This is a genomic window from Pontiella sp. (assembly GCF_041622395.1).
Taxonomy (GTDB): domain Bacteria; phylum Verrucomicrobiota; class Kiritimatiellia; order Kiritimatiellales; family Pontiellaceae; genus Pontiella.
Genome location: NZ_JBFJYW010000038.1, coordinates 1 through 17,633, shown reverse-complemented (window position 1 = coordinate 17,633; position 17,633 = coordinate 1). Strand labels below are relative to the sequence as shown.

Annotated in this window: 16 protein-coding genes; 9 read left to right on the top strand and 7 right to left on the bottom strand. The window is 62.0% G+C overall.

Annotated features, from left to right (window positions below; genetic code table 11):
- Positions 1-1,214 (top strand): aconitase family protein (locus ABYO54_RS03755; RefSeq protein WP_372806903.1); only part of this gene is annotated, 1,214 nt, incomplete at its 5' end.
- A gap of 110 nt (positions 1,215-1,324) precedes the next feature.
- Here the strand turns inward: ABYO54_RS03755 and ABYO54_RS03750 are convergent.
- Positions 1,325-2,524, bottom strand: coding sequence for a phosphoglycerate kinase (locus tag ABYO54_RS03750; RefSeq protein WP_372806902.1), 1,200 nt, complete (start codon positions 2,522-2,524; stop codon positions 1,325-1,327).
- A gap of 208 nt (positions 2,525-2,732) precedes the next feature.
- On the opposite strand from ABYO54_RS03750, the gene ABYO54_RS03745 reads away from it, so the two are divergent.
- Both ABYO54_RS03745 and ABYO54_RS03740 read left to right on the top strand, forming a co-directional pair.
- Positions 2,733-3,152 (top strand): hypothetical protein, encoded by a 420-nt coding sequence (locus ABYO54_RS03745; RefSeq protein ID WP_372806901.1) that lies wholly within the window; start codon positions 2,733-2,735, stop codon positions 3,150-3,152.
- Positions 3,153-3,305: 153 nt separating this feature from the next.
- A complete protein-coding gene (locus ABYO54_RS03740; protein ID WP_372806900.1) occupies positions 3,306-3,773 on the top strand; it encodes a transcription elongation factor GreAB in 468 nt (155 codons plus the stop codon).
- A 75-nt stretch (positions 3,774-3,848) separates the two neighbouring features.
- Here the strand turns inward: ABYO54_RS03740 and ABYO54_RS03735 are convergent, their stop codons facing one another.
- The 6 genes from ABYO54_RS03735 to ABYO54_RS03710 form a co-directional block, all read right to left on the bottom strand.
- Positions 3,849-5,459, bottom strand: coding sequence for an NAD+ synthase (locus tag ABYO54_RS03735; protein ID WP_372806899.1), 1,611 nt, complete (start codon positions 5,457-5,459; stop codon positions 3,849-3,851).
- Positions 5,460-5,524: 65 nt separating this feature from the next.
- On the bottom strand, positions 5,525-7,012 hold the full coding sequence (guaB, locus tag ABYO54_RS03730; protein WP_372806898.1) for an IMP dehydrogenase: 1,488 nt from the start codon (positions 7,010-7,012) through the stop codon (positions 5,525-5,527).
- A gap of 108 nt (positions 7,013-7,120) precedes the next feature.
- Positions 7,121-8,581 carry a PDZ domain-containing protein gene (locus ABYO54_RS03725; RefSeq protein WP_372806897.1) on the bottom strand — a complete coding sequence of 487 codons (1,461 nt, stop codon included), beginning with the start codon at positions 8,579-8,581 and terminating at the stop codon, positions 7,121-7,123.
- Positions 8,578-9,996: a PDZ domain-containing protein gene (locus ABYO54_RS03720; protein ID WP_372806896.1), complete on the bottom strand. Its 1,419-nt coding sequence runs from the start codon at positions 9,994-9,996 to the stop codon at positions 8,578-8,580. Before ABYO54_RS03720 ends, ABYO54_RS03725 begins: the two co-directional genes overlap by 4 nt.
- A 95-nt stretch (positions 9,997-10,091) precedes the next feature.
- Positions 10,092-10,970: a radical SAM protein gene (locus ABYO54_RS03715; protein ID WP_372806895.1), complete on the bottom strand. Its 879-nt coding sequence runs from the start codon at positions 10,968-10,970 to the stop codon at positions 10,092-10,094.
- 73 nt (positions 10,971-11,043) lie between these two features.
- Positions 11,044-11,472, bottom strand: coding sequence for a DUF1501 domain-containing protein (locus ABYO54_RS03710; protein ID WP_372806904.1), 429 nt, complete (start codon positions 11,470-11,472; stop codon positions 11,044-11,046).
- Between the two features lie 868 nt (positions 11,473-12,340).
- Between ABYO54_RS03710 and ABYO54_RS03705 the strand changes: the two genes are divergently transcribed.
- The 6 genes from ABYO54_RS03705 to ABYO54_RS03680 all read left to right on the top strand — a co-directional run bounded on the left by ABYO54_RS03705 (position 12,341) and on the right by ABYO54_RS03680 (position 17,626).
- A complete protein-coding gene (locus tag ABYO54_RS03705) occupies positions 12,341-12,868 on the top strand; it encodes a zinc ribbon domain-containing protein (RefSeq protein ID WP_372806894.1) in 528 nt (175 codons plus the stop codon).
- A gap of 174 nt (positions 12,869-13,042) precedes the next feature.
- Positions 13,043-15,556: a tetratricopeptide repeat protein gene (locus ABYO54_RS03700; RefSeq protein WP_372806893.1), complete on the top strand. Its 2,514-nt coding sequence runs from the start codon at positions 13,043-13,045 to the stop codon at positions 15,554-15,556.
- A gap of 22 nt (positions 15,557-15,578) precedes the next feature.
- A complete protein-coding gene (locus ABYO54_RS03695) occupies positions 15,579-16,220 on the top strand; it encodes a MotA/TolQ/ExbB proton channel family protein (protein WP_372806892.1) in 642 nt (213 codons plus the stop codon).
- Positions 16,207-16,668 carry an ExbD/TolR family protein gene (locus ABYO54_RS03690; protein ID WP_372806891.1) on the top strand — a complete coding sequence of 154 codons (462 nt, stop codon included), beginning with the start codon at positions 16,207-16,209 and terminating at the stop codon, positions 16,666-16,668. Before ABYO54_RS03695 ends, ABYO54_RS03690 begins: the two co-directional genes overlap by 14 nt.
- Positions 16,665-17,405: a hypothetical protein gene (locus tag ABYO54_RS03685; RefSeq protein WP_372806890.1), complete on the top strand. Its 741-nt coding sequence runs from the start codon at positions 16,665-16,667 to the stop codon at positions 17,403-17,405. The genes ABYO54_RS03690 and ABYO54_RS03685 overlap by 4 nt, the downstream gene beginning before the upstream one ends.
- Positions 17,402-17,626 carry a hypothetical protein gene (locus tag ABYO54_RS03680; RefSeq protein WP_372806889.1) on the top strand — a complete coding sequence of 75 codons (225 nt, stop codon included), beginning with the start codon at positions 17,402-17,404 and terminating at the stop codon, positions 17,624-17,626. Before ABYO54_RS03685 ends, ABYO54_RS03680 begins: the two co-directional genes overlap by 4 nt.
- The last annotated feature ends 7 nt before the right edge of the window (positions 17,627-17,633 follow it).

Below are 17,633 nucleotides of genomic sequence, written 5' to 3'. Positions count from 1 at the left end.
CCGCCGATGTCATCACCCACGCCACGCTGCCGGACTACATCATGAACCGCAAAGGCGTTTCGCTGCGCCCCGGCGACGGCGTGATCCACTCCTGGCTCAACCGTCTGCTGATTCCCGACACCGTCGGTACGGGCGGCGACTCGCACACCCGATTCCCGATGGGCATCTCCTTCCCGGCGGGCTCCGGCCTGGTGGCTTTCGCCGCCGCGCTCGGCGTTATGCCGCTCGACATGCCGGAATCCGTGCTGGTTCGCTTCAAGGGCGCGCTGCAGCCGGGCGTCACCCTGCGCGATATCGTCAACGCCATTCCGTACCAAGCCATCCAGGAAGGGCTGCTGACCGTCGAAAAGAAAAACAAGAAAAACGTTTTCGCCGGCCGCATCCTCGAGATGGAAGGCCTTCCGCAACTCAAGGTCGAACAGGCCTTCGAGCTGACCGACGCCGCCGCCGAGCGCTCCGCCGCCGCCGCGAGCATCAAGCTCGACCGCGAGCCGATCGTCGAGTTTCTCCAGTCCAACGTGGTGCTGATGGAAGAGATGATCAAGGGCGGCTACGGCGATGCCGACACCCTGCGCAAGCGTATTGCGGACGTGAAGGAGTGGATCGAAAACGGCGAGCTGATGGAAGCCGATGCCAACGCGGAATATGCCGCCGTCATCGAGATCGATCTCGACGAAATCGCCGAGCCGCTGCTCTGCTGCCCGAACGATCCGGACGACGTTAAAAAACTCTCCGATGTCCAGGGCGCGCACGTCGACGAGGTGTTCATCGGAAGCTGCATGACCAACATCGGCCACTTCCGCGCCGCCGCCGAAGTGCTCGACGGCGAAGGCTTCGCCAACGTCAACCTGTGGGTCTGCCCGCCGACCAAGATGGACGAGGCGCAGCTGACCAAGGAAGGCTACTATTCGAAGTTCGGCGCCGCCGGCGCCCGCATGGAGATTCCGGGCTGCTCGCTCTGCATGGGCAACCAGGCGCGCGTGAAGGACGGCGCGACGGTCTTCTCGACCTCGACCCGCAACTTCAACAACCGCATGGGCAAGGATGCCCAGGTCTACCTCGGTTCCGCCGAGCTCGCCGCCGTCGTTGCCCTCAAGGGCGAGTTGCCGAGCCCCGCCGACTACGTCGCGATCGTGGCGCCGAAGCTGGAAGGCAAAACCGAGAACGTTTACAAATACCTCAACTTCCACCAGATGACGGAGTTCTCGGTATAGTGCGCAACGGTTGAAACGTGAAAAGGCGGCCCGCTGCGGGCCGCCTTTTTTTCTGTCCGGCAAAGCGGGGGATCGATTCTCCCGCCTTGCCTTGCGCGTCGATCGACCGCTTATTTGTCGGTCAGGGCAACGATGCCGGGCAGTTGCTTGCCTTCCATGAATTCCAGGGAAGCACCGCCGCCGGTGGAGACGTGGCTCATCTGATCCGCAACGCCGGAAAGGTTGACCGCCGCAACGGAGTCGCCGCCGCCGATGATGCTGATGCTGTCGGACTTGGCAACCGCTTCGCATACGGAGAAGGTGCCCTTGGCGAAGGGTTCCATTTCGAAGCAGCCCATCGGGCCGTTCCATACAACCGTCTTGGCGGTGGAAACCGCGTTGCAGTAGAGCTCGATGGTTTTCGGGCCGATGTCCAGCGCCATCCAACCGTCTTCGATCGAGTCGCCGACCACCTTGACGTTGGCGTCGGCCGAGAAGGCGTCCGCAACGGTGTTGTCGATCGGAAGCAGCAGTTCAACGCCCTTTTCCTCGGCCTGCTTGAGGATCTGGCCGGCGAGTTCTACCTTGTCGTCTTCTACCAGCGAGCCGCCGATTTTCTTGCCCATGGCTTTGTAGAAGGTGTACGCCATGCCGCCGCCGATGAGAATCTTGTCGCATTTGTCCATCAGGTTGATGACGACGTCGATCTTGCCGGAAATCTTGGCGCCGCCGATGATGGCCACGAACGGTTTGACCGGGTTTTCGAGCGCTTTGCCGAGATATTCGATTTCCTTTTCGAGCAGGAAGCCGGCCGCGCATTGGTCGATGTATTTGGTGACGCCGACCATGGAGGCGTGGGCGCGGTGCGCGGTGCCGAACGCGTCGGAAACGTAGACGTCGCCGTAGGAAGCGAGTTCCTTGGCAAAGGCGTCCTGTTCTTCCGGGGTGCATCCTTTGCCCTCTTCTTCTTTGTAGAAGCGGACGTTTTCGAGCACGAGGATTTCGCCGGCTTTCAGTCCGTCGACGAGGGTTTTGACTTCCGGTCCGATCACGTCGGGGGCGAGCGTTACCTTGGCGTCAACCAACTCGGCGAGACGGTCGGCGGCGGGCTTGAGGGTGAACTCCATGTTCTTTTCGCCTTTCGGGCGTCCGCAGTGGCTCATCAGAATGAGCGCGCCGCCGTTTTCGAGCACGTAGTTGATGGACGGAAGAGCTGCGGTAATGCGGGTGTCGTCGCCGACAACGCCGTCTTTCACCGGAACGTTGAAGTCCACGCGCATCAGCACGCGTTTGCCTTGAACATCCAGGTCCTTGATCGTCATTTTGTTCATAATGGAACTCCTTGTTGGTTAAACGTTCTTCAAAATGAGCCGCTAACTATAAACGTTCCCAAATACGAGTCAAACCTTTGAGCATCCCCGCCATCGCCGGGCTCTTGTCCCGTTTCAGAAGCCCAACCGCGTCCGCCGGCGATTCATGCCGGTGGTTGGCATTAAACTAGCTTTTTCCCTCGTCACCGTTTTTTAAAAGGAATCTACCATGAATGTATCCGCCGCAAGCGACCGAATCGACACCGCCCTGATCAACCTCGAACGCGCCATCGGCGAGCCCTTCTTCGACGAGTGGGCGCTCGTTCAAAAAAGCGCGGCCAGCTGGAAACTCATCGAATACGGCGGTAGCCGGAAGGCGGAGTTGCTTGCGGAGTTCAGCAACGACATCGGTGCGTTGCGCGAAACGCTCAATCCCAACAACATCGTGGCCGGCGAATTCGCCTTTTCGCACGAGGGCTATGGCTCGGGCTTCGACGCCCATATTTGCGCCGGAACCGACCTGTTGGTTCTTTTCAACAATACCCGGAAGAGCACGGGCGAAATCACCGCCAATCCCAAATGGACCTCCGCCCAGATCCATTTTTCCGAACTGCTCGAGGCGTTCATCGCCGATCCGGTGGTGCTTTAATTCCGCGTGCCGCCCAAAACCGACGGTGTATGGGTTTCGCTTGGGGATTCAAGCGTCCGATCAGGCCGCCGAAAAAAGTTGCCGGTCGCTCCGCCGAATCCCTTGTTTAATACGGTTTCGTTCTGGCGGCCAGTCGTGTAGATTGCCGCGCCTATGGACAAGAAAGTTGTTTTAAAAGCGGTGCTGACGGCAATGGAAGAAGAGTTGCGACGCCAGCTGAAGGGGCAGGAGATGGCGGCCGAGGGCGCGACGCATGCCGAGGCTAAAGCCGAAACCAAGTGGGATACCTGCGGGCTGGAGCAATCCTATCTCGCGCGTGGTCTGGCCCGCCAGTTCGAAAAGTTGGCGCAAGAGTTCGAGGATCTGCGCGCATTCCGTCCCGAGGATTTTTCCGGAAAGCCCATCGGGATCGGGGCTTTGATCGAAGCGGAAATGGAGGGGTTCAAGGATCTGTTCTTTCTGTTGGATTGCGGGGGCGGGACCGAAGTGCGGGTCGATGGTCGGGAAATCACCGTCATTACGCCCGAATCGCCCGTCGGCGCGGCGCTGGTCGGAAAATCCGTTGGCGATGCCTATTCCTTCCGTGCAGGAATGGATGGGCGGGTTCTTTCCGTGGAATAAACGGAGTCGGCCTCCCCGAATATCACACTTCATGAAGTGTGAAAGCCGCCGCTCCGCAGGGGCCGGCCGGTCGGCCTAGTTGCGGTAGCGGTTGACGATCGGCATGCGGCGATCGCGGTCGAACGACTTGGGCGTGATCTTTACCCCGGGGGGCGACTGGCGGCGTTTGTATTCGCTCAGTTCGACGGCGTGCACGACGCGGCGAACGATCGCTTCGTCGTATCCCTTGGCAACGAGCCCGTCGATACCCATGTCGTTCTCGACGTAGTCGGCGAGGATCGGGTCGAGGATCTCGTAGGGCGGCAGCGAATCGGAATCCTTTTGATCGGGTCGCAGCTCGGCGGAGGGCGGGCGCTCGATGATGCTCGGCGGAATGACCACGGCCTGTTCGTTGCGCCAGCGGCAGAGGTCGAACACCAGGGTTTTCGGGACATCCTTGATGACGGCGAAGCCGCCGGCCATGTCGCCATAGATGGTGCAGTAGCCCATGGCCATCTCGCTTTTGTTGCCCGTGGTGAGCACCAGCCAGCCATATTCGTTCGAAAGCGCCATGATCAGGTTGCCGCGGATGCGTGCCTGCAGATTCTCCTCGGCGAGACCGGGCTGTTTGTCGGCGCCCCACACCGTTGCAAGTTCCCCCGCAAAACCGTCGTAGAGCCCTTTGATCGGAATCTCGTGGAATTCGATGCCGAGGATCTGCGCCATTTCATGCGCATCGCCCAGTGTCCCGGAGGAGGAATATTGCGAAGGCATCGTGACCGAGGCCACGCGCTCCTTGCCCAGCGCATCGACGGCGATCGCCAGCACGAGCGCGGAATCGATCCCGCCGGAAAGGGCGACGACGACGCGCTGGAAACCGATCTTGTCGACGTAGTCTTTCAGCCCGAGCTTGAGCGCTTCGTAGACCTCTTCGAGGTCGGGGAGGGGGGCTTCCTTTCGGGATCCGCGATCCTTGGTTTGTGAATCGTGGTAGAGGATGTCCTCTTCAAATTGTTTGGCGCGGGCGAGGCGGGAACCATCGGACGCGAACACCATGCTGGCTCCGTCGAAGACGAGTTCGTCCTGCCCGCCGACCATGTTGCAGTAGAACAGGTTGGCGTCAAGTTTTCGGGCGGTTTTCGCCAGCACATGGATGCGGTCGTTGAGCAACTTGCCCCGGTGGTAGGGCGAGGCGGAGAGGTTGATCAGCAGATCGATCTCTTTGCCGGCCAGCGCGGCAACGGCCGCTCCGTCGGGATCCCAGCTATCTTCGCAGACCTGAACCGCGATCCGCTGGCCCTCCCGCTCGAAAACCAACGGTTCGGTGCCCGCTTCAAAAAGGCGCTTTTCGTCGAAGACGCCATAGTTCGGCAACAGCATTTTATGGTATTCGCCCACGATCCGCCCGTCTTGGAAGACGAGTGCCGCGTTGAACTTTTTCCTGTTGCGAACGATGGGCGAGCCCACCACGACGGTGGCTTCCGGGGGGAGCTCCCGCTTCAGCCGCTCGAGCTCCTTTTCGCAGTCGCCGCAAAAGTGGTCCTTCAGGATCAGGTCTTCCGGCGGATAGCCGGCGATGGCCAGTTCGGGGAAGACGATGAGCCGGGCTCCCTCGGCGAAGGCTTGGCGTGCTTTGGAAACGACGAGGTCGGCATTGCTTTTCAGCGCGCCGACCGTCGGGTTCATTTGAACAAGAGCGGTTTTCATGCGTGATTCGTGACGATTGATCCGTGAAGCATGGCAGGTCATGCCTCACGTTTCACGCATCACCCTTATCTTCTGTAGTTGGGCGCTTCCTTGGTGATCTTGATGTCGTGGGCGTGGGCCTCGACGACGCCGGCGCTGGAGACGCGGACGAATTTCCCGTTTAATTTGAGTTCGGGAATCGTCTTGGTGCCGCAGTAGCCGAGGCTGGCCTGCAGGCCGCCGCAGTATTGCTTCATCACCTTGCTGACGGTTCCGGAGTACGGAACCATGCCTTCGATCCCCTGCGGCACGAGATCGTCGTCGTCGCTCAGGCCATAGCGTTGGCGGCTGCCTTCGCGCGATTTCATGGCATCGAGCGACCCCATGCCGCGGTAAATCACGAACTGGCGGCCTTCGTAGATGATTTTTTCGCCGGGGCTCTCTTCGGTGCCGGCGAGGACGGAACCCATCATGACGGTGTCGGCGCCGGCAACCAGTGCCTTGGCGATGTCGCCCGAGTTGCGGATGCCGCCGTCGGCGATGACGGGGATGTCGCCCTTGAGGGCGCTTGCGGCGGCGTAGATGGCGGAAATCTGCGGAATGCCCACGCCGGCAACGACGCGGGTTGTGCAGATGGAGCCCGGCCCGATGCCGACCTTGACGGCGTCGGCCCCGGCGTCGCGCAGTGCGATCGCGGCTTCGCCGGTGGCGATGTTGCCGCCGATGACGTCGATGTGCGGGAATTTGTTTTTCACCCAGGCCACCATGTCGACGACGCCCTTGGAGTGTCCGTGGGCGGTGTCCACCACCAGCACGTCCACCTCTTCCTGGTTGAGGATTTCGGCGCGTTCGTAGTCGCCGGGGCCAATGGCCGCCGCCACGCGCAAACGGTGTTTTTCGTCGCGGTTGAAGAGCGGTTCTTCGTTTTCGACCAAGCGGCGAACGTCGGCGTAGGAATAGAGGCCGACCAATTTGCCGGCTTCATCGAGCAGGGGCAGCTTGCCGATCTTGTGATGCTGCATGATGTCGTAGGCCTGCCGCAGGTCGGTGTCGGGGTTGGCCGTCACCACCTCGGTGGTCATGATGGAGGCCACCGGGGTGCGCTTGGAGCGCGAAAAACGGATGTCCTTGGAGGTGAGGATGCCGACCAGCTTGCCTTCGTCGTCGAGGATCGGGAAGCCGGAGAAGCTGTAGCCCTTTTCGGCGCGGCGGATGGCGATGGTTTCGAGCGTGTCCTTCACGTTGAATGTGATGGGGTCGGAAATCAGGCCATTGAGGTGGTGCTTCACGCGGCTGACCTGCAGCGCCTGTACGGCGGGGTCCAGATTCTTGTGGATCACGCCGATGCCGCCCATCATGGCCATCGAAATCGCCATGCGCCCTTCGGTCACGGTATCCATGGCCGCGCTGAGGAACGGGATTTTTACGCCCACGTTGCGGGTGAGCTTGGAGGAGATGTCGGTGGCGCCCGGGAGGAAATCCGCGTACTGGGTGATCAACGAAACATCGTCGAAGGTTAGCCCCTCGAACGGGAAGGTTTTCATGAACTCATCGATATACATATTCTGCTTCATATTTTGCATCCTTTTGCCGGCCCATTCTGTGCAGATCGGTTGAACGAGTCAACCCAAAGATTCGGTGGAAGCGGAATCGGGCCGGTCGATTCCTTCCACTCGGTGGGGCTACGGACTGAGACGGATTCTGGAGGGAATCTGGTAGTTTTCCAGAATCGTCGCCGTGGCCGTTTCGAAAGAGTCGGCATCGAGGATCACCTTGCAGGTACCATAGGAGGGCATGAATTCGATGACATGGAATCCGTTTTGCGGTTGATGGAAGGCGGTCTCCAGTTTTTCGATGGAGTCGATCGGCAATCCGTTGACGGTTTTGACGATGTTCTGGGCCATTTCGTGGTAGCCCAGGTTGTATTCGTCCGGAAACACGTCGGCCAGCACGATCAGCCGTTGCTGATGCGGGGTGGGCGATTCGCCCTTGAGGCTTCTAAGGATCCGCAAGGAGGCGGGGATCTTGTTTTGCCAGTCGTCGCCCCAGGCCTGGAGGTAGGGGTCGTCCAGTTCCCGGAACACGAGACCGCCGGCAACGAGATAGGGCGGCGGCAGGTCCGGGCGCGCGAGCGGAATCAGCGCCGCCGATGCCGGAATGTTCTTCAGCGGAATTTCGAGTTCGATCTCCTTTTTGTCGCGCAACACCCTGGCCGGGAGGACGTCGCCGGCATAGTGCCCTTCCGTTGCGATCAGCTTCAGCGACATCATGCCGTAGCGCGGATGCCGGTAGTCGCCCTCGGCGTCGATGGCGTGGCCGTCGAGCTCCAGCAGGATGTCTTCCGGTTGCAGGATGCCGTCGGCGGATCCGCCCGGGAAGCAGCCCTGGATGCGCACGCCGGAGGGTTTGCCCTTTTGTCCGTAGTAGGCCGCCTGCGCCTGGCCGGTGTTGTATTGGTAGTCGATGCCGAGCCGGCCGAATCCCGGATATGCGGGCAGATCGATGGCATGCAGGTAGGCTTTGATCAGGTCGACGGGGATCACCGTGATCAGGTCTTTGCTCTGCGAGCGGGTCATGCCGATCATCCGGTCGCCGCTGAAAACGGGCTCGCCCCGGCCGCCGTTTTTGAGGTCGGTAATGAAGGTGATGCCGGCATAGCCGAAATAGGGGATCGACGACTTGAAGGTTTTCACCTGCGACCATCGGCAGGAGGAAAGGTTGAGCTGGTTGGATTTCCAGGCGGCGCAGTAGTAGTTGTCGCCTTCGGCGGAATCGGCCATTTCAACGGGGTTGAGGTCGTCGAAGAAGCCCGCTTCGTCGGTGGTGAGCACCGCCAACCCGACCTGTTGGTCGCAGTGGACGATCTGGGCGGGAACGCGCGGCGGGTTGTCGAATTTCTCGAGTTGGATCAGAGTGGCGTCCTGCAGGTAGGCCGCCGGAACCAGAATCCGGTTTTTCGAGACGACGGTTCCGAGGAACGTGCGCCTGGCCGGCTTGGATTTTTGCCACGGGCGGTATTCGTTCCAGGCTTGGTAGGAGACCTGCACCGTCACCAGTTGGTGTTCGATGGGGTGGTCCGGCAGTGCAAAGGCCGAGACGCGAAGCAGCAGCGCAATGGCTAGGGCGGCGATGGATGGTTTCATAGGTTGCGATCCTTCGGGATGGCGTATTTTTCAAGGATATCCGCATGGGCGGCGTCCGCCTGTTTGCGGTCGAGCATCATCACGCGGTTTCCGTGCTGGAACCGGATCACGTGCTGGTCGGCGGAGTTCGTTTCGATGGCCTCGACCACCTCGGCGAGGGAGCGGACCTTCTTTCCGTTGATGCTATCGATCAAGCGGTAGGTGTAGAGCGCCTCCTCCACGTTCACCTCATGGTCGAGGCGGCGGATAATCATCACTTGCGGGGCATCGAGGTAGTCGTGCTCTTCGATATGGCGGTAGTACATCTCGTGCACCAGCTCCTGGGGGGCGTCGGTGAACCAGCTGTTCGAATAGGTCTTGACCGTCTCCCCGTTAAGCGGGGTGAAGACGAGCCCCGCGTAGACGTAGTAGTTGGGTTTGCGGTCGTAGAGGTTGCCCTTGGACGGCAGCGGGTTGAAATGGTTCAGGGTGGCTTCCACCGCCATCTTCTCGCCGTTGCGTATGATCCCCAGCGGCAGCGCCTCCCCCTTCTGGAACTGGTCGACCACGACGCTGATGGCCAGCCGCATGCCATTCCAGTCCACCGTCGCGTCGTTGGCGACCGGGAAACCGTTGATCGATGTGATGATGTCGTCGCGAAGCAATACGGTCTCGGCTCCGCAGCCGCGCAGGAAGTTTTCCACGCGGACCCCGGTCTCGCCTTCCGCCATGCCCGCGTAGCGCCGCGCCGCCGGACTGTCGAGCGTCGCGATGTAGGCACCGAATTCGGGGAACCCGTCGTATTGTCCATCCTCGAGGTCGGCCAGGAAGTGGTTCGCCACGGTCACCGGAATGAAGAAGCCCATGTTTTCGAGCTGTTGGTTCCCTTGGAACGCCACGCCCACCACCTTGCCGTTCTGGATGACCGGTCCGCCGCTGTTGCCCGGGTTGATGGCCGCATCCGTTTGCACGGTCAGGTGCGAGTTCACCCCGGTATGCACGTAGTCCTGCACTTCGATCCGCGAGACAACGCCCGCCGTGCTCGAAAGCCGCCGGCCGCCGGCGGGGTAGCCATACGTCACCACCTGCGAGCGCAACGGCGGAAGCCCGTCGAACTCCAGGGCGGGGATGCGTTCCGAGCGCGTGGGATCGTTCAGCTCCAGGATGGCCAGGTCGCAGTCATGCCCGATTGCGGCGACATGCGCCGGGTAGGGCGTCGGGTCGTTGTGGAAATAGACCAGCAGCATCGCGGCATCGCTCACCACATGCGCATTGGTCATGATGCGGTTTTTCGAAATGACGAACCCGGTGCCCGAGCCGCTGCCGGTCGATCCCGAATCCCACGGCGTGTACCAGCTGAACCGGTTGAATTGGTTAACGATCCGTACCACCGAATCCTCCACCGTCGCCTGCGCGCATGCGGCCAGTGCCACCATGCAAACTATCGCCCATCGCCTCATATCGTCCTCGCAAAAAAAGATTCGAGGCACACTGCCGGCTTCGCGATGGGTTTAAAAGGCAAGAGTTGGGGTTATAGCGACAGCGGCGGGGCGCCGGGGGCGTTGGCGTCGAGGTGGCCGGAGGCGAGGAGGGCGTCGAGTTCTTCGAGCAGGCGCGGCCGGTCCTTCGGGAAGCGGCCTTCCATCGGCAGGATGTTGGAGGAGTGGTTGGCGCGGAAGACGGTGCTTTCGAGCTCCAGTCCCGCAATCATGTTGCGCAGCTCCTCCATGGCCTCGTACTCGGTGAGTTGCTGGAAGGTTCCGGCCTGTTCCTCGGCATGGAGCTCGGTGCCGGGGATCGGGATGACGCGCAGGGCCGAGAGCAGGCGCGGCTGCATCCGGTTGAGCGCGTCGGCGGTGGCGGCCGCATGCGCCACGCGGTTTTTCCGGCCGCCGAGTCCGGTCAATACCATGACCGACATCTTCAGTCCGGCCGCCTGTGCCCGTTGCCCGGCCTCGACCATCTCGGCGGCGGTTTCGCGTTTTCGTGCCGCGCGCAGGGTTGGTTCGTGGCCGCTTTCAAGGCCCATGTAGAGGGTGCTCAGCTTGAGCCTTTTCAGCGTCCGGAGTTCCCCGTCGGTCTTGCGCAGGATCGAGTGGCCGTTGGCGTAGAGGTTCACCCGCGCGAGCCGGGGGAAGCGGTCGTTCAGCATGCCGAGCACGGCGGCGAGCGGGTCGAACGGGATCGCCATCACATCGCCGTCCGCCAAAAAGATCCGGCGGGCGGAGGGGTATTGCTTGCGGGCGGCGTCGATCCCCAGCTCAATTTCCTCCATCGACCGGAAGCGGCCATTGACGCCCTTGTACATTCCGCAAAAGGTGCATCGGTTCCACGGACAGCCGTCCTGGATGCGGATGATTAAACTACGCGCTTCGGCAGGCGGCCTGAATAAGGAATGGGAGCTGTTCATGCGTGGAAGTTACCCTCGGAGAGTGCGGAATACACGGAAGATCTGCTTTCGAGTGAGCCCCGCGGTTCGACGATCAGATGAAATGAAGCGGATCGAATTTTCCCGGCAACACGGGCTGGCTGTCGACGCCCAAGTGCCTTTCGAGCAGGGTGGCGTAGACGCGGCGGTAGTCGGTCGTGTGGGCGATGTCGCCATCGACCAGCTGGTCGGGCGCCATGCCCGGCCTTTTGCCGTAACGGCCGCCCTTGACCGCGCCGCCGAGCACGAAGACCGGCTGCGCGGCGCCGTGGTCGGTGCCGCCGCCTGCGTTTTCCTTTAGGCGGCGTCCGAACTCGGTATGGACCAGCACGCAGACGCGGTCGGAAAGCCCCGCGGCTTTCATCTCGGCATCGAAGGCCAGAAGCCCGTCGCCGATTTCCTTCATCAATGCCGTATGCAACTCGGTTTGGTTGGCATGCGTGTCGAACCCGCCCCGCGAAAGATGGTAGATGCGGGTCGGCATTCCGCCGCGGATCAATTGCGCGGCGAGTTGAAGCTCCATGGCAAAGCGGGTGCCGGGCAACGGGGTTTGCGGCTTCACCTTGCGCAGGATGGTTTCGATCCGGTTCGGACCGATGCCGGTCTCGGCGGCCGCGTTTTGCGGGAACCCCGGCGGGGCGTTGACGGTGAGCCCCTTGGGCATGGCGGCACTGAAGGCTTGCGGGGGCTGCTTGCCGAAGCAAAGGCCGACGCCGGCGGGGGCGTCCTTGCAGTAGGTATCGAAGTAGCGGCCGATCCAACCGTGTTTCGCGACCGTCGTGGAATCGGAGCCCGTATGCCAGATTTCGGTGGCGCGAAAGTGCGAGCGGTTGGGGGTGGGGTAGCCCACGCCTTCGACGATGGCGAGCCGCCCCTCGTCATAGATCGCCTTCAGCCCGGTCAGGTTCGGGTGCAGCCCGGTGGCATCGTCGAGCTTGATGGCGTTCCTGGGCTGGATCGCAATCGTTGGGCGCGCGTTGCGGTAGTGGTCGTTGTCGATCGGCACCACGGTGTTGAGCCCGTCGTTGCCGCCCGCCAGCTGGACGACGACCAAAATCGGCGCCTTCGCGCTCGGTGCGCCGAAGGCGGTTCGCGGGACCATGCCGATGGCCCCGCCCCATGCGGTGAGATAGGTGAACTCGCGTCGATTCATTTTCAGGGATCCGTTTCTACGTCGGTGGGTGCCGTGGTGGGTGTAATCAATGCGCGCAATATATTCCGTGTTTGAGCATTCGTCGATTCGTTTGCGGCGTGCGCTTCACCAATGCGCCCGCGCGAGGGGGGCGCGCCGTTGTTGCGTCTCTTACAATTAACGGCGACGATTGTATTTGTCGTGAATCTTCTTTTAAGGGATGGTTTTCGAACTTATCCAATATGGCGCGATGGGCGACGCTTGGGCACCGGAAGTCGCGCGCGATGCGTTTAAAGGAGGAAAAATGAGCAGGCAAATATCCAGTGAGCGAAAAGCGGTCTACTACGCCGGCATCGGTTTGATGGTATTGGGGGGGCTCATGTTTGCCTCGACCTTCGTGACCTTCATCATGAAATTCGGCGATTTCTCCAATTTTGAATCGGATGCAAAATCAGGGATGCTGCGTGCCTTTGGCGGAATGGCCCTGCTGATTGTCGGGGGGATCCTGCGAGGAATCGGGGCGCTCGGCGTCGCGGGCTCCGGTGTGAAGCTCGATCCGGGGCAGGCAAGGGAGGAGCTGGAGCCCTATTCGCGTATGGCGGGGGGCATGATCAAGGACGTGCTCCACGAGGCCGACCTCAATCTCGGCGGAAAGCCGGAGAAAATCATCATGCTGAAGTGTCCGGCGTGCGGCACGCTGAACGAGGAGAATTCAAAATTCTGCCAGGAATGCGGCCAAAAGATATAAGGCACCTGTTCCATCGGCCGCCGTCCGGTAGCGAACCCGGCACCTCTCGATAAGCGGCCGGGAGCTCGCAAGGGTTGGCAAGAAAATCGGCCGCCCGCCCGGAGCTCTGGCAGAATTGGCTTTATATTTTGCGGCCTTTGGAAATAATGGCCCCTCAATTACTGGAACGCGCTGATGCGGAATACCCTGTCATCCATTTTAATCCTGTTTTCGCTGTTGCTCTCCCTGGCGGCGGGCGCTCAAACTGCGGTGCCTGCACCGGAAAGTACGCGCTTTCCGAACATCCGGGCCTCCTTGAACGACGGTTTTTTCGTGCTGGCCGAGCAGCAGGCGCGCGGCGTCCTGCGTGCGGAGCCTTCCGATGAGGAGGCGCGCGAGGCAACCCTGCTGCTGTCGCATGCGCTGTGGGGGCAGAAACGGTTCACGGAAATGCTCAAGCAGCTCCGTAATTGCGCCGGGGAGCCGGGCTGTGTCTACTGGCGCGCCCGCGCCAATTTCGAGCTGCGCAGATACGCAGTCGCCCTCAAGGAGCTCGAAAAGGGTGGCGAAGCTCTGGCGCAGAGCCGCTACGCCCCGGCGGCGCTGCGGCTGAAAGGGCACCTGCAGCAACAGGGCGGAACGCTCGACGAAGCCGAAAGTTCGTTCCGGGAATTTGACGAGGCTTTCCCCCAACACCCCGACCATATGGAAAACCGGTTCGATCTCGCGAACGTGCTCACCCTGCAGAAACGGGTGCCCGAGGCGATGTCCATCTACACATCGATTTCGGAAGAACCGGACCGGGAGAGCGCGGAGCGGGCGCGCCTGAAACTGGCCCATGTGCTTTACACGCAGGGCGCGGCGGACAGCTTCGATCCGGCGCGCGACCTGTTGGGCGGTTTGGCCACCAACGTGCAAACCCGGTTGGCGTATCGGATCGATGCCTATGTCGATCTCGCCGCGCTCGAAGAGAAGGCCCAGAACGAGCCCGCATCGGTTGCCGCAATGCGCGCGGCCATTGCCCTTTCGCCCGATGCCCGCCAACGGGTGCCGCTGAAGCTGTCGCTGGCGCGGATGCTGTTGCGCGACGGCGACACCGCCGGGGCGCTCAAGCTGCTCGAGGAGTGCCGTGCCGAGGCGCCCAACGAAACCATTGCCACCGAACTCCAGCTCGAAAAGGCCGGTGCCCTGCTGAAGGCCAAGCGCTTCGAAGGGGCCGATGCCGCCTACCAGATCTACCTCGATGTCGCCGACGACCCAGACGGATTGGCGAAAGCCTATTTCGGCAAGGGGCTGGCGCTCTGGTCGATGGACCCCGGCCGCTATGCCGAGGCGGCCGTTCTGCTCGACCGGGCGGTGAACGAACTCCGCTCGCCGATCCTCCGGGCCGAAGCGCTGTTCAAGGCGGGCGATGCCTACTACATGGCCGAAAAATTCGAAGAGGCCGAAAAGCGCTACCGCGAATATGGCGTGCAGTTCCCCGATTCCCCCCATGTGCCGAACGCCCTCTACCAGCAGGGGCTTTCGCTGGCCCGCCTCGGGAAGCGCCCGGAGGCGTTGGCCGTCTTCCAGTCCGTTGAGCAAAACTTTCCCACCAACCCCTTCGCCGAACAGGCCGCGTTGCGCTCGGCGGACGTGCTGTGGGCCAACCGCAAGTGGGAAGAGGTGCTGGCGAAATACACCCTGATCGGCCAGACCTACACCAACAGCCCCGCAACGCAGGCCCTCAGCGAATTCCAGCGCGGGATCGCCCTCTACCGGCTCCGCCAGTATCCCGACGCGCAAAAGGCCTTCGAGAGCGTCATCGGCACCTATCCCGAAAGCGAATATGTCCCGCAAGCCACCTACCTGCGCGGATACAGCCTCGTCTGGCAGGGAAAAACCGACGAAGGCGTCGCGATTTGCCAGACCTTCGTTGAAAAATACCCCGATTCCGAATGGACGCCCGAGGTGGTCTTCTGGCTGGCCGAACTCTATTTCAACCAAGGCCGCTATGCCGCCGCCGAGCCGCTCTTCCTGCGCATCGCCGCCGACTTCAAGGCCCACCACCTGGCGCCGCGCGCCATCTACTGGGCGGGCCGCTGCGCCGCCGAGCAGTCGATGTACCCCGAAGCGATCACGCGCTATTCCGAAATCGCGAAAAACTATCCCACCAGCGATATCCTGCCGCAAACCCGCTTTTGGCAGGGCGACGCCCTCACGTTGCTCGGCGAGTTTTCCCGCGCCATCCTCTCCTTCGACGAAATCATCAAGAACTTTCCCGAGAGCTACCTCGTCAATGCCGCCTGGGGCCGCAAGGGCGATTGCCAGTTTACGCTGGCGATCGACGACCCGGCGCGCTACGCCGAGGCGATGAACTCGTTCCAGGCCATCCTCGACCGCCCCTCGGCCGCCACCGCCCTCAAGCTGCAGGCCGAATACAAGATCGGACGCTGCCTCGAAAAAACCAATGCGCCCGACAAGGCCTTCATCCGCTACATGAACGTCGTCTACACCTTCGTCAACGAAGGCGTCGAGCGTTCTCCCGACGCCGTCGTCTGGTTCACCAAGTCGGCGTTCGATGCGGCCAAGCTCAAGGAGCGCGACAAGGACTGGAAAGCGGCGGTGCAGGTCTACGAGCGCGTTGCGGGGGCCAACGTGCCGGCGAAGGACGAAGCGCTCAAACGAATCGATAAAATCAAGAAAGACAACTGGCTTCTTTTCCAGTAGGGGCCATGAAGGAGAGCGACGCATGTGGGAATTGATGGTTAAAGGCGGATGGATCATGTGGCCGATCCTGGTTTGCAGCGTGGCTGCGGCCATCCTGTTTCTCGAGCGCGTGTTCCATCTGCACCGCGCCCAGATCAAGCAGGACGATTTCCTTAGCGGCATCTACACGATCGTCAACCGCGGCAACACCGCCGAGGCGGTTTCGATCTGCGACCAAACGCCGGGCCCCGTCGCCCACATCGTGCGCACCGGGCTGTTGCATTCCGACGAGGCGCCGGAGGAACTCAAGCAAACCATCGCCAAAGCCGGGCTGGGCGAGATCCCGCGCCTGGAGAAAAACCTTGGCGGGCTGCTGACGATCGCGCAGATCTCGCCGTTGCTGGGGCTGATGGGCACGGTCATCGGCCTCGTCAAGGTTTTCATGGCCATGGAGCAAGCCGCGCCGCTCGCCGAGATCGGCGACCTCTCCGCCGGCATCTGGCAGGCGCTCATCACCACGGCCTTCGGGATCGGCATTGCGATCCCCTCGTTCGCCGGATACAACTTTTTGCTCAGCCGGGTGGAAACCATCACGTTGAACATGGAATATGCCGCCGGGGAAATCTACCGCTTCCTCGTCTATGACCGGGTCGATGGCGAAAGAACAGGCGATGAAACCCTTTAATCCCCACGAAAAAAGCCAGCGGTTGCGCCTCTTCAAGCCCTCGCGCAAGCCGGCGGGTGTTTTTACGCTCAGCATCGCCTTGTGCGATGCCTCGCTGACGGTGTTGGCCTTCTTCCTGGCCGTCTCGCCGTTCGTGATGCAGCCGGGCATCAACGTTACCCTGCCGGCCTCGCCGTTCACCGGCGGCGCCCGCTTTGGCTCCATGGTGCTTTCCATTACGCCCGGCGGTTGGTTCTACTTCGACGACGAACGGCTCGATGCCGCCCGCCTTCCGGCCGCCCTTGAAGCCGCCGCCTCGGCCGATCCCGGCGCCCCGTTGATCATCGAGGCCGACGAGCGGGTTGAACACGGCACGGTCATCCTGGCTTGGAACGCGGCGCTCGAAGCGGGCATCACCGAGGTTTCCATGGCCACCCGGATTTCCGCGATCGAGGAGGGGCTGCAATGACGGCCCGGGGTTCCTTTCGGGGGATGTTTTGGGCCTGCCTGATGGCCGTTGCGCTGCACGTCCTGCTTTTCGCCGTAACCTTCCCCCAAGGCCGGGGCATTCTCGCCGGGGTGCGCGTGGCTCCCCGCACGCACTATCTGGCCCGGACGGACGGGGCGCTCGCGATCGGCGGAATCGATCTGCGCACCATCGAATCCCCGGTGGTGTTTTCGCTGCCGTCCGGCGTTGGCTTCAGTCGCGTGGCCATGGAAAACGAGGTGACCACCCCATTGGGCGGGCTCACCCGCCCGCGGCAGGCCGAAAGTTTTCTGGATGTGGATTCCCCGGTGCGCGACGACGGCGGCTCGCTGGTTCCGCGCGAGCTGATTTTGACCGATTCGCGCCCCGCTTCGCCGTCCTTGCCCTCAAGCGTGTTCCAGCCCGCCGGGGCGCGGCCCGCCGCGCGCCGCGTAACCCTTGTGCCCGCGCTGAAGGAGCGACTGGTCGGGGGCGTCGTGCTGCCGCAGGCCCTCAATCACGAGCCGGAAAAGGCGTGGGAGGCCCGGGCGACCCTGACGGTTTCCGAGGAGGGCGAGGTCGATCACGTTTTCCTCGACAAGCCGCTCGCGACTTCGGAGCTGAACCAGCAGGTGCTCAATCTCCTCTATGGCTTGCGCTTCAAGCCCGGCGAACCCATCGAGGGCGGCATCGAAATCTATTCCCCCGAAGCCACCGTCAAACCGGAGGGGGCAAAATGATCTCCCTGCCGTTGGGTGCCATCATGGTTTTGTTCGTCGGCGGGCCGCTGTTGCTCATTGCGTTGCTGGCCATGTTCTACAACTTCCGCAGCATGCACCGTCCCGCGCGCGACCGCATCTACAAGTGCGCCGAATGCGGCCACGTCTACGCGTTTGCCCGCAGCCGCCCGATGGACCGCTGCCCCCGCTGCGGCCACCTCAACGAAGCCGTCAGGACTTAGGGCATGG

What these genes read in the sequence shown, in the direction of transcription:
- ABYO54_RS03750 (WP_372806902.1), bottom strand. Translation starts at nt 2,524, where the DNA reads ATGAACAAAATGACGATCAAGGACCTGGATGTTCAAGGCAAACGCGTG.
- ABYO54_RS03745 (WP_372806901.1), top strand. Translation starts at nt 2,733, where the DNA reads ATGAATGTATCCGCCGCAAGCGACCGAATCGACACCGCCCTGATCAAC.
- ABYO54_RS03740 (WP_372806900.1), top strand. Translation starts at nt 3,306, where the DNA reads ATGGACAAGAAAGTTGTTTTAAAAGCGGTGCTGACGGCAATGGAAGAA.
- ABYO54_RS03735 (WP_372806899.1), bottom strand. Translation starts at nt 5,459, where the DNA reads ATGAAAACCGCTCTTGTTCAAATGAACCCGACGGTCGGCGCGCTGAAA.
- guaB (WP_372806898.1), bottom strand. Translation starts at nt 7,012, where the DNA reads ATGAAGCAGAATATGTATATCGATGAGTTCATGAAAACCTTCCCGTTC.
- ABYO54_RS03725 (WP_372806897.1), bottom strand. Translation starts at nt 8,581, where the DNA reads ATGAAACCATCCATCGCCGCCCTAGCCATTGCGCTGCTGCTTCGCGTC.
- ABYO54_RS03720 (WP_372806896.1), bottom strand. Translation starts at nt 9,996, where the DNA reads ATGGTGGCACTGGCCGCATGCGCGCAGGCGACGGTGGAGGATTCGGTG.
- ABYO54_RS03715 (WP_372806895.1), bottom strand. Translation starts at nt 10,970, where the DNA reads ATGAACAGCTCCCATTCCTTATTCAGGCCGCCTGCCGAAGCGCGTAGT.
- ABYO54_RS03710 (WP_372806904.1), bottom strand. Translation starts at nt 11,472, where the DNA reads ATGCCGACCCGCATCTACCATCTTTCGCGGGGCGGGTTCGACACGCAT.
- ABYO54_RS03705 (WP_372806894.1), top strand. Translation starts at nt 12,341, where the DNA reads ATGGTTTTCGAACTTATCCAATATGGCGCGATGGGCGACGCTTGGGCA.
- ABYO54_RS03700 (WP_372806893.1), top strand. Translation starts at nt 13,043, where the DNA reads ATGCGGAATACCCTGTCATCCATTTTAATCCTGTTTTCGCTGTTGCTC.
- ABYO54_RS03695 (WP_372806892.1), top strand. Translation starts at nt 15,579, where the DNA reads ATGTGGGAATTGATGGTTAAAGGCGGATGGATCATGTGGCCGATCCTG.
- ABYO54_RS03690 (WP_372806891.1), top strand. Translation starts at nt 16,207, where the DNA reads ATGAAACCCTTTAATCCCCACGAAAAAAGCCAGCGGTTGCGCCTCTTC.
- ABYO54_RS03685 (WP_372806890.1), top strand. Translation starts at nt 16,665, where the DNA reads ATGACGGCCCGGGGTTCCTTTCGGGGGATGTTTTGGGCCTGCCTGATG.
- ABYO54_RS03680 (WP_372806889.1), top strand. Translation starts at nt 17,402, where the DNA reads ATGATCTCCCTGCCGTTGGGTGCCATCATGGTTTTGTTCGTCGGCGGG.